Source organism: Desulfolutivibrio sp., from assembly GCF_036584575.1.
In the GTDB taxonomy this organism is placed as follows: Bacteria; Desulfobacterota; Desulfovibrionia; order Desulfovibrionales; family Desulfovibrionaceae; genus Desulfolutivibrio.
Genome location: NZ_JAZHDB010000047.1, coordinates 1 through 11284, shown reverse-complemented (window position 1 = coordinate 11284; position 11284 = coordinate 1). Strand labels below are relative to the sequence as shown.

General features: G+C 58.7%; 10 protein-coding genes and 1 tRNA gene. 4 read left to right on the top strand and 7 right to left on the bottom strand.

Annotation, left to right across the window (positions count from 1 at the left end):
- Positions 1-22 precede the first annotated feature (22 nt).
- The 4 genes from V3572_RS03600 to V3572_RS03585 form a co-directional block, all read right to left on the bottom strand.
- Complete coding sequence (locus V3572_RS03600; RefSeq protein ID WP_332109606.1) at positions 23-1240, bottom strand: Druantia anti-phage system protein DruA; 1218 nt, start codon at positions 1238-1240, stop codon at positions 23-25.
- A gap of 73 nt (positions 1241-1313) precedes the next feature.
- Entirely contained in the window at positions 1314-2018 is a 705-nt protein-coding gene (locus V3572_RS03595) for an HNH endonuclease signature motif containing protein (protein ID WP_332109605.1), read from the bottom strand.
- Between the two features lie 801 nt (positions 2019-2819).
- Positions 2820-3866: a tyrosine-type recombinase/integrase gene (locus V3572_RS03590; protein WP_332109604.1), complete on the bottom strand. Its 1047-nt coding sequence runs from the start codon at positions 3864-3866 to the stop codon at positions 2820-2822.
- Positions 3867-3966: 100 nt separating this feature from the next.
- Positions 3967-4053 (bottom strand) — tRNA-Leu (locus V3572_RS03585).
- 126 nt (positions 4054-4179) lie between these two features.
- Here V3572_RS03585 and V3572_RS03580 point away from each other — a divergent pair.
- From V3572_RS03580 to V3572_RS03565, 4 genes are all read left to right on the top strand, one after another.
- A complete protein-coding gene (locus V3572_RS03580) occupies positions 4180-4863 on the top strand; it encodes a DUF554 domain-containing protein (protein WP_332109603.1) in 684 nt (227 codons plus the stop codon).
- Positions 4864-4926: 63 nt separating this feature from the next.
- The gene (locus V3572_RS03575) at positions 4927-5295 is read left to right on the top strand and encodes a hydrogenase maturation nickel metallochaperone HypA (RefSeq protein ID WP_332109602.1); all 369 of its coding nucleotides are present in this window, start codon (positions 4927-4929) and stop codon (positions 5293-5295) included.
- Positions 5296-5298: 3 nt separating this feature from the next.
- Positions 5299-5955, top strand: coding sequence for a hydrogenase nickel incorporation protein HypB (hypB, locus tag V3572_RS03570; RefSeq protein ID WP_332109601.1), 657 nt, complete (start codon positions 5299-5301; stop codon positions 5953-5955).
- Positions 5956-6089: 134 nt separating this feature from the next.
- Complete coding sequence (locus V3572_RS03565; RefSeq protein ID WP_332109599.1) at positions 6090-6341, top strand: amphi-Trp domain-containing protein; 252 nt, start codon at positions 6090-6092, stop codon at positions 6339-6341.
- Positions 6342-6383: 42 nt separating this feature from the next.
- Here the strand turns inward: V3572_RS03565 and V3572_RS03560 are convergent, their stop codons facing one another.
- The 3 genes from V3572_RS03560 to glyS form a co-directional block, all read right to left on the bottom strand.
- Positions 6384-8708 (bottom strand): sensor histidine kinase, encoded by a 2325-nt coding sequence (locus tag V3572_RS03560; protein ID WP_332109598.1) that lies wholly within the window; start codon positions 8706-8708, stop codon positions 6384-6386.
- A gap of 387 nt (positions 8709-9095) precedes the next feature.
- Positions 9096-9365: a 30S ribosomal protein S20 gene (gene rpsT, locus V3572_RS03555; RefSeq protein ID WP_163300693.1), complete on the bottom strand. Its 270-nt coding sequence runs from the start codon at positions 9363-9365 to the stop codon at positions 9096-9098.
- Between the two features lie 117 nt (positions 9366-9482).
- Positions 9483-11284 (bottom strand): glycine--tRNA ligase subunit beta (glyS, locus tag V3572_RS03550; RefSeq protein ID WP_332109596.1); only part of this gene is annotated, 1802 nt, incomplete at its 5' end.

Genomic DNA, 11284 nt, shown 5'->3' with positions numbered 1-11284 from the left:
TCATCCGCTTTGTGTCCACTGTTCAAATCGCCTTAGATGCGAGTTGGTCCTTCTTGATCCAGCTGTGCTTCTCAAATAAATGGAGCAAATCATCGTTCGTCCATAATCGGTACTCAGGCCGCCGTTGCGATCGTGGCAATATCCATCGCTCCACCGCGAGTTCCGCGATCTCGCGAGCACTAAGAAGAGAGGAGACGTCAGGGTCTCCCTTGCCAGTGCGCAGAATTTTCGTGGCATTGGCAGCAAGGTTGCAGATAAAGACCTCTCGTTGGATGCCGTGACGAAGGAGGTCATCCCTGAATCCCAATGCCGTCAGAGCCGCTCGTGTCGTCCGCAAACGCCAGTTCGGCCCTTGTCCGAATTGGTGCAGGTCCGCGTAGCGGTGCCCGATGCTACGCAGATAGTCACGCAGTTCCAGGAATAGCTTGTCCGGAATGTGGAAATGCCCCCATCCCCCCGTATATCCGATGGAAGTAAAGTATGGGATGCCGCCCAGCTTTAATCTGTTATAGACGGAGGACCGCCCCATTGATGACGCCGTTGTCACGGCGAGAAGGCGTGCTTTCTTTTCCTCCCCCGAGATGATTCCCACAGTCCCGCCATATGTGCGGGCAAAGTCATCGTAGATCTCGCGGCTCCGGACCAGGCACGCCACCATCTTGCCGCCCAGTAAAGCACTGTACGGAGGCAAGGCGCCAAGAACATATGCGTCCATGATATTCACAAGGCGGGCAACCCGTTCGTGAACGTTCCAGCCGATGAGATTGTCACGGACAGAAAGATTGAAAACAGGATCACCGATCGCTATTAAGCCGATCAGTTTTTCATTGTGGGCGTCCCAAACAAGATACCGGAGCCTCCGGCCGAATCCGTTCGACACAGGCACGGACCAAGTGAGTGACGCTAGCCGGAATAAGTCAGCTTGCCATGTGTCGGCGTGAATTCTCTCTAGCATCGGCGTGATGGCGGCCGGATTAATGTCGTTTCCCGACGCAAAATGATGAAGCAACTTTGGGGTCCGGCGGGCAAAGAAATCCGCATTGGCGGCGAGCCGTTCATTCCTTTGCGAACTGTGCAAAGTACGGATGACATCTTTGCCGCTACCGCTGATCTCAAGGTTGCCCTCTTTCGTTTTATGGAAGCCCAGTTCGCGAAGATGGCGACGGATCTTGCTTCGGAGCGATGCCTCACGCGTGGCGACGCGGATGACTTTCGTGCTGTTATTCCCTTGTCCACTCACTCTGTTGTGCTCCCCTTAGTCCCCAAATTTAGCTGATACTAAAACGCTTTTCTATTGTCATCGCCTGTGATTTTCAATCGTCGCCATTGACATACTTGTCAATATACACAGAGAAATTTGAGTAATTTTTTTGTGTTTTTTGCTTAATTTTACCAAGCATTGTCCCGTCTATTCTGCCTTGGATATACGTTGATAGAGCACTAAATTTGTATATTGGCAAATTGTATATGGTCTTTGTAGATCCTATTCTGTACTTTTTCTTCAGGTGTGCACCAAAAACACCATACCGAACATTCCCTTTGCCGACTTCATACTCTTTAAATTCATTATATCTTGAAATTAAGTAGCTAATATAGTTTGTTTTGTCGCGATCTGATCCAATTGTCCCTTCAGGGTATTTATTCACGACCTTCTTTTTTTGCTGATTGACATTTACTCTATTGTTATCACCAATGACAGCGTTGCCAACATGGGAGTTGAACTGAACAACCTTTGCTTTTTCATGTACTCTTTCAGCGCCATGAGCTAACTGTATTTTCCGTTTCCACACTTCGACCTGTGGGATATCACCCTTGGTAATTATTGAATGGCAGTTTGGGCAAAGAAGCAAAAGGTTTTCAATTTCGTTATTGGAAGGTATCCCATCTATATGATGAATCTGAAAATGGCCAACATCGTCATTTTCACAAAAAGGGCAAACTGAACATATCTCTCTTTGGAGTTGTGCACGAATTTTCGCTTCTTGCGGAATGCGGCTTCTATTCTTTTTCTCTGTCATAAATTTATCAAATCAATTTATTGCGTTAATCATCGCAGAGTGCCTCACCATGCAATAGCTCAAGAATACTAGTAAACAAATAAGTTGAAATATCAATCAAATCTAGTGCTGTAAGTCTTCTCGGAGTCATGGTGAGGCCCCAGCATGCCTCATCCTTTATTTGTTTACATAATCGAAGATAGTAAAATCATCAAGTTTTTTTGACCTTTTGACCTTTCCCCCAAAAAGTTTCCCCATTATTAATTCGTGACTTCGGCCAAAACGGTCGTGGTCATGAGGAAGAGCCATTTCAGCGAAGAGCAGATCATTAGGATTTTCAAGTAGGCCGGAACTAGCGTAGCCGTGGCAGAACTGTGTAGCCAGAACGCCATATCCGACGCGACATTCAAAAGTGACGCAGTAAGTTCGGCGGGTTGGCCCTGGTGAGGGCTCGCCACCTTCGCAGCCCGAAGGACAATTAACCCGCGCCTGACACGGATCGTTGCTGAATTGACGCTGGACAACCGAATGCTCAAGGAAGTCCTTGCAAAAAAAGCCTAAAGTCCGCTAAGCGCCGATTGGCTGTGCGGTGTGCTATCGAAAAGCACGACTACTCCGAGCGGCGGGCTTGCAAGCTGATGGACATGAACCGTCGGACTTACCGGCGCGAGTAAATCCCAGATCGTAACGATATATTTCGCATCCAGTTGAAGGAATTCGCCGAAGAGCGTAGGCATTTCGGAAAACCGATGGACAACTGCATCATCGAAAGCTTCAACGGGCGCTTCCGCACTTATCCGTGGTATACACGCCGGGGTAAGGTCAATTCGGGACGAGGATGGTTGATACGTCTCGCCCTTGCTGAATTGTCATGACCTCCCCACGTTTCGCACCATCCAATCTCGCGGCAAGGTTCGCCGTCCGTAAATGCGTATACCGCGCCAGCATTTGCAGCGTCTTGTGCCCGGTAATGGCCTTGATTTCCATCACGTCCAGGTCCGTATGCTCGAAGAACCGGCTGGTGGCCTCGTGGCGCAGGTCATGAAAATGCAGATCATTCAGCCCGGCGGCACGGCAGGCATCGGCCATCTTGGCTGAGAGGTGATCGGGGCAGAAGGGAAACACTCTCCCGGAAATGTGACGAGGGAGACCCTGCAATACATCCTTTGCCTCCCGGGAAAGAGGGACCGTCCGGGACTCCTTGTTCTTGGTGTCGTTCAGACGCACCCTGCTGGCCATGATATCAACATCCTCCCAGAGCAGTCCGACAATCTCGCCACGCCTCATGGCAGTCGCCAACGCGAACCGCACGATGAGCGCAAACTCCGGGGCGCAAACGGCCAACAACCGTTCCTCTTCTCCCGGCTCCAGTCTCCGTGTGCGCCCCGTCGGCAATTTCGGCTTGGAGGCCAGGGCCACGGGGTTGGTCAGGCTTTCCATCCCCCAGTCCGAGCGAGCGTAGTTGAACAGCCTGGAGAGCAAGGCCAGATCGAGGCGGATCGTGTTCGGAGAAACGCCCTCGGCTTCGCGTTCACGCCGGAAGTCGGCGATATCCTTGGACCGGATCGTCGCCATAATCCGGTGGGCGATGGTTCTCCGTTTAAGCCGGTCAATCCTGTAGATTTCACGCCTGGGGTCTTTCAGGCGAGGCAGATATTCTTCCTCGAAGCGATCAAGGCACTCGGCAAGGGTGTAGGCTTCAGCTTCCTTGGCGGACACGTATTGCCCCTTGCCCATGGTCGCCTCTGTTTCCTTGGCCCACTGTTCGGCCTCGGCCTTGGTGTCGAAGGTCTTGCAGGTTGTGGGATAGCCGCGCTTCCTGATCCGGGCCTCCCACTGGAGATTTCCGCGCTTTCTGATGGTCGCCATGCTCCACCTCCGTGGAGCGGAGTGGAGCAAAATTGGAGCAAAAAAACAAGCGGGCGATCCGGCTTTTCTAGCCTGATCGCCCGCAACCCGCGTCATTGCTTGGTACCGGGAGGGGGACTCGAACCCCCAAGGCCTTGCGACCGCCGGATTTTGAGTCCGGTGCGTCTACCAATTCCGCCATCCCGGCATGTGGAAACAGTGTCTCTAAGCGGACCACGCCGTCCTGTCAAGACTCACCCCGCAACCCTTGCCCTCACGGGGGGGAACTGCTACAGCCCTGCCCTCGCGCGGCTTTCGCGACCAAGGAGCGAGCATGATCCCCGTCGGCTCCCTGACCAACGCCGCCGCCATCATCATCGGCGGCGCCGTTGGCCTTTTGCTTCACGGCAGGTTCCCCGAACGTGTCAGAACCATCGTGTTCCAGGCCCTGGGCCTGTGTGTGGCGATCATCGGCCTGCAGATGGCCCTTTTGATGTCCAAGCCCCTTTTGGTCATCTTCAGTCTCATTCTGGGCGGCGTGGCCGGGGAACTGATCGATATCGAATCCCATCTGGAACGCCTGGGCGACCGGGTCAAGGCCCTGGCCCGCTCGAAAAACACCCTGTTCACCGACGGCTTCGTCACCGCCTCCCTCATCTATTGCGTCGGCTCCATGGCCATTTTAGGCTCCTTCGACGAGGGCCTGCGCGGCGACTCCACCATCCTTTTGACCAAGGCCATGCTCGACGGCTTCGCCTCCGTGGCCCTAGCCTCCACCTATGGCGCGGGCGTCCTGTTCTCGAGCGTCCCCGTGTTTTGCTACCAGTACGGTCTAACCCTTGTGGCCGGGGCCTTCCAAAGCTTTTTCACCGAGGCCATCATGGCCCAGATCACGGCCGTGGGCGGCATCCTGATCGTCGGCATCGGCATCAATCTGCTGGGCATCCTCAAAATCAGGATTTCGAACCTGTTGCCCTCCCTGGTCGCCATCGTGGTCCTAAGCCTCATTTTTCTGTAATTCCCCGCCGGAAAGGGCGGGATTTCTTTACGCCGGGCCGCAAATCCGGTACAATCCCCGCCCATGCATGAACTTTCCATAGCCCAAAGCCTGTTGGCCATCATCCGCGAGGAGATGCAGAAACACGGTTCGCCCCGGCTGATCTCCGTCAAGGTCAGACACGGCCGCCTGTCGGCCATCGTCCCCGACGCCCTGGCCATGTCCTTCGAGGCCCTGACCATGGACACCGCCCTGGCCGGAGCCCGCCTGGACACGGAGGAAATCCCCCTGGTCTTGGCCTGCCGGGCCTGCGGCAAGCAGTTCTCGCCGGAATCGAGCGACTACGTGTTCGCCCCCTGCCCGGCCTGCGGCGAGGAACTGGGGCATACCGTGGTCTCCGGCAAGGAACTCTACATCGAATACCTGGAACTCGACGAAGCACAAGGAACGTAAGCCATGCAAATTCCCGTCATCCGCAACATCCTTGAGGCCAACGCCCGCGTCTCCGACGACCTGAAACGGCTTTTCGCCGAAAAAGGCATCCTGGCCCTCAACCTCATGAGTTCCCCAGGCGCCGGCAAGACCACCCTCCTGGAACGCACCCTCACGGATCTGGCGTCCGAATTTTCCATGGCCGTCATCGAAGGCGACCTGCAGACCGACAACGACGCCCAGCGTGTGGCCGCCACAGGGGCCCAGGCCGTGCAGATCAACACCGAGGGCGGCTGCCACCTGACCAGCGCCCAGGTTCTGGCGGCCTGCAAGGAACTGAACCTTATCGGGTTGGACATCCTTTTTATCGAAAACGTAGGCAACCTGGTGTGCCCGGCGGAATTCGACGTGGGCGAGGACCACAAGATCACCCTGCTCTCGGTCACCGAGGGCGACGACAAGCCGGAGAAATACCCGCTGATGTTCAACATCTCCTCGGCCCTGCTGCTCAACAAGACCGATCTGTTGCCCTATGTGGATTTCAGCCTGGAACGGGCCTCGAACTTCGCCCGGGGCTTAAACGCCGACATCAAGGTCTTTCCCGTGTCCTGCCGGGCCCGGGAAGGCCTCGACGCCTGGTACGACTGGCTGCGCGCCGCCCGGGCGGCAAAAAAGGGCTGATGCCCGTCGCGCCCCCCCTGCGCGGCATGACCGGCAGCGGACGGCGAACAGTCACGCAATCGCCATGACAACCGGCGGCGAGTTGGATAGTGTCGGGCTAATCGGCAACCCAAGCCAGCCAGGAGAAAACGACCATGAGCGAAAAAAACGTGTTGTACGAATCCGAAGGCAAAGCCCTGACCTATGACGCCGGGGTGCTGTTGCGCCGTATTGCGGACGGCCTGTGCAAGGGGAAGATCGAACTCGACGGGGAGTCGGAAGCTGTCTGCATCCCCCTGGCCGACGACGTATCTATGGAGATAAAGATCAAGGACAAGTCCAAAGACGAGGCCGTCAAGCGGGTTTTGGAAATCGAGATGAAGTGGCTGGTTCCGAAGCCCGAATAGAGAACCTCCGAGAGCATCCGGATCGTTTAGGCCGCCCTGTCGTCAAGACGGGGCGGCTGTTTTTGCGTCCGGCCCGTCGAGGCCGTCGCCCACGCGGGAGGCCAGGCACTCGCCGGGCAGGAAGATATGGAACGAACTCCCCTGGCCGACCTCGGATTCGGCCCAGATGCGGCCGCCGTAGTGACGGATGATATTGCGGCAGATGGCCAGCCCAAGGCCCGTGCCCCGGGGTTTGTTCTCCAGCATGTCCCCCTGGGAGGACTGGCGGAATTTGCCGAAAATCGACACCAGATCCTCCTTGGGGACGCCGACGCCCTCGTCGCTCACGGTCAGGTGCAATCCGTCGCCGTCGCGGGCGGCCACGATGCGCACCACGCCCTTGTCCGTGAATTTGGCGGCGTTGGAGAGCAGATTGATGAGCACCTGGAGCATGCGATCCGGGTCGGCGAAGAGATCCGGCAGATCGTCGGGAACATCCAGGGCCAGGCATATGCTGTGCTTTTCCTCGAAAAGACCGCGCACCGCGTCCACGCCGCTGGCCACCAGATCGGCGACCGGGAGCCTGGCGTCGCGCCACTCCATCCGCCCGGACTCGATCTTGGACAGATCCAGGAAATCGTTGAGCAGCATGGTCAGACGGTCGCTCTCCTTGATGATGATGCTGAGGTTGCCGTCGATGCGCACGTATTTGCCGGTCACCCCCTGGCTGGTTTTGGCCATACGCGACAGATCCTTGCGAATAAGCGAGGCGAACCCCCGGATGGAGGTCAGGGGGGTGCGCAGTTCGTGGGAGACGCTGGACAAAAACGCGGATTTGAGCCGATCCAGCTCCAGAAGCCTTTTGTTGGCCTCGACCAACTCCCTGGCCTTGTCCTCCAGGGCGCTGGTTCGCTCGGCCACCAGCCGTTCCAGCTTGCGATTGAATTCGGCCAGTGCCTCCTCGGCCCACTTGCGGTCGGTGAGGTCGATCATCGACACGATGCACATATCCGTCCCGGCGATCATGGCCACGGTCAGGGACACGTAGCGGATGTCCTTCCCGCGTCCCAGAAACCGGCAGTCGATGCTTCCGGGCAGGGGGCGCTCGACTCCCGACCGCCTGCGAAAAAAATCCTCGATGGCCAGGGCGTCGAAATCCAGGGTGAAATCCTTCCAGTTCTTGCGGTGTTCCACTTCCTCCCGGGAAAAACCGGACAGCCGCTCGAATTCCGCATTGGCCAGCTCGATAAGCGACGTTTCGGTGTTGACCAGAATCATGGCCGTGGCCGTGTTCAAAAAAAGGGAACGGTATTTCCCCTCGGAGATCTCCAAGGCCTCCTGAGTCTTTTCCAGACGGTCAAGCATATCGTTGATGCTGTCGGAAAGACGGGCCAATTCGTCGTTGCCGGACAGGGCCACGCGCCGCTCGCCCGCATGACGGATGCCGATGATGCCCGCCTGCCGCTCAAGGATGCCGAGACGGGAGATCACCCGACGCTCCAAAAAGGCCAGGAGCACGGCGGCGAAGACCAGCCCGGCCAAAAAAATGGAGGCCAGGGTGTAGCGCAGCATGTCCTGCCCCTGACGGTAGATGTCCCGGGGCATGGTCAAGGACAAAAGCAGGGCGGGCTGCCCGAACAGATCGCGAATCAGAGCATATCCGGCCGTTTCCGAATCCTTTGGGGAGGTGCGCACCACCGGATCGGGTCCACCCGTGGCGCGCAGGGCGTCGGCCGTCTTCGCGTCCAGGGCGGCCTTCGCCATCAGGCCAAAGGAGATATCCAGGCGGGTGATCTGCGACAACCTGGACACCTCCGTGTCCCCGAAGTGGCGGCCCATGAGCAAATAGCCTCGATGCGGCCCCGTGGCGTCGCTCTTGAGGAGGGGGTGGATGGCCACCAGATACGCCCCCTGGGGGAGAAGCAGCAGGCCCTCCCGGGGCGCGCCGCCCTCGGCGCCGAAAAGGTGCTGTACGGCGGATTCAAATACCTCGCGAAGCGACGGCGACAAGGGCCCAGGTTCCAACTGGCCGGACTCTCTAAATTTTCCCCAGACCACGCTGCCAGTTACGTCGAAAAAGAGGATGACGTCGAGGCTTTGATGCACGAAGGTTTCCGGCGTGAGGTTGCTTTGGATAAATTCCTCGCCGGGTTCGGCCACAAAGGCATAGGCGTCGTCCCAGTTGGCCCAGTCCGTGGCCAAAAGCCCCAACTGGGCCAGACGAGCCATCAGGGCGTTGACGCCCCGCTCCACGTTTTGTCTGGTGATCTCGTTTTCCAGGGACAGGAAGCGATCCAGGATGATAAACCGCGATGTGGCGTACAAGGCCACAAGCAAAACGGCGAGGGTAAGCCCGGTCAAAAGGAGGGTCGCACGGCGAAGTCCCATAATAAACCTGCTCGAAATCGGATAGAAACCTCGTCCGGGACACGGGATGATTCCGCCCGGCCTACAAAAGCCACGGCGAAACCGCCGGACGGCCCTCTCAGGCTACGGCAGGAATCCGTAACAACCGCGTTTCCCCCGGCCTCCGTCGTCACTTAGGGTACGCTATACGGTACAGAGACTCAATTGACCAGGGAGTAGGCGAAAAAAAAGAGACCTCTTTGGCCCGATCCGCCCCGAAAGGCTCTGTGCCGCCACGGCAGGCCGGAAGCGGAGGCGCCACTGCGGCGCTTGGGGAACACAGAAAAACCGGGGAATCGAAAGATATTTTCGAATCCCCGGCAGTGCAAGCAGTGACGAGCCGGAGGCGTCCCCGTGCGGGGCAGGCGCTTAGGCTGTCTTCAGCGAATTGACGGCCACGGTCAGGCGGGAGATGTTGCGCGCCGCCTTCTTCCAGTGGATGACCTTCTTGGTGGCCGCCCTGTCCAGCACCGAGGAGGCGGACAACAGGGCCTTTTCAGCGGCCTCGGCGTCCTTTCCGGTCACGGCCTGGCGCACGGCCTTGATGGCGTTTTTGACCCGGGTCTTGACCATGCGGTTGCGGTCACGGGCCTTTATGCTCTGCTTATGCCTTTTGATCGCGGACTTATGATTAGCCAAGGATATCTCCTCCATTCATTGCGTGCTTAAAAAAGGACGTTTAAGAAAAACAGCACCGTCTGTCAAGAGCACGGACCTGCTTTTTCCGTAAAAAACACCGCCTGGGCGGTCTTTCCATCATACCTGCAAGGCCGCAAAATCCGCCAGCCGCGACAGGCGCGACACCAGGGACATGAGCAGATTCAAGCGGTTGGTCCGCAGGGACGCATCCTCGCACATGACCATCACCGAATCGAAAAAGGCGTCCACGAAAGGCCGCAGTTCGTGCAGCAGATCGAAAAGCGCCCGGTAGTCGTCGGCGGCGAACAGCGCGTCCATGCGCGGGAAGACCTCGACGAACTTGTCGTGCAGCCGTTTTTCGGCCTCCTCGGCCAAAAGCGACGTCACAACCTCGCCGGTCAGGGGATGTCCGGCCTCGGCCCCCTGCTTGCGGATGATGTTGGCGGCCCGTTTGAAGGTCAAAACCGCCTGCCCGAAGTCCGGGGTGGCCGCAAAGGCGGTCAGGGCGTCAATGCGGGCCGACAGCGCATAGATATCCTCGTATCCCGCCCCCACGGCCGCCTCCACCACCAGGGTGTCCCGGCCAAGGCCCGTAAAATAGGCCCGCAGCCTCTGGCCGAAAAAGTCCAGGAGTCTGGCCAGGGCATGGGTGGGGGTGGTTTTGAAGGATACCCCCTGGTAGCCCTCGAAGGCCGCCTGGATCAGTTCCGGCAGATTCAGGCGCAGCCCGTGCTCGATGACGATGCGGCAGATGCCCAGGGCCTGACGCCGCAGGGCATACGGATCGGCCGCCCCCGTAGGGACAAGCTCCATGCCGAAGCATCCGGCCAGGGTGTCGATCTTGTCGGCCACGGCCGCAAGCGCGCCGCAGACTGTGGCAGGAATGGGGCTTTCCGGCCCGACGGGCAGATACTGCTCGGCGACGGCGGCGGCCGCCATCTCGTCCTCGCCTTTTTTCCGGGCGTAGATGCCGCCCATGATCCCTTGCAGCTCGGCGAATTCCCCCACCATCTCGGAAACAAGATCGGCCTTGGCCAAGCGCCCGGCCCGGGCGGCCGACGCGGCCAGGGACGGATCGACCATCCCGGCCAGACGGCCGCACAGCGCCTCCAGGCGGCGGGACTTGTCGCCCATGCTGCCGAGCCCGGCCAAAAAGACCACGCTCTCCAGGCGGCCGAGCCAGCCCGAAAAATCGGCGGCCAGATCCGCTTCCCAGAAAAACCGGGCGTCTTCCAGGCGCGCCCGCAAGACCCGCTCCCAGCCCTTGCGCACCAGGTCCAGGCTTTCCCCCGGATCAAGCCCCAGGGTGGTCAGAAAACAGGGCATAAGCCGTCCCTTTGCGTCCTCGACCCCGAAGCTTTTCTGGTGGCTCTCCATGCTGGTCAACAGCACTTCCTTGGGAACCGCCAGGAATTTTTCATGAAAACGGCCCATGGCCACCACCGGATATTCCGTAAGTCCCGTCACTTCCGTCAAAAGCGAGGGTTTGACGATGGCCCGCCCCCCGATCTCCGCAGCCAGGGTTTCGGCCTGGGAACGGATGATGGCCTCGCGCTCGGCCGGGTCCGCGATCACCTGCCCCTGCTCCCGGAGGATGGCCGCATGGGCGTCGGCATGGGGCACATCGAACGGCCCCGGTCCCATGATGCGGTGTCCCCGGGTGGTCCGCCCCGAGGCCACGCCCGCGATCTCGAAAGGGATCACGGCGTCGTCCAAAAGGGCCACGAACCAGTGGATGGGACGGCCAAAGGCGAAATCGCCGCTGCCCCAACGCATTTTCTTGGGGAAAGTCAACCCCTTGACGCACCAGACGCAGATGTCCGGCAAAAGTGCGGCGGCAGCCTCGCCGCCGGTGGTCTTGCGCACGGCCAGATAGCGTCCCTTGTCCGTTTCCAAAACGAACGCCTCGGCCATGTCCA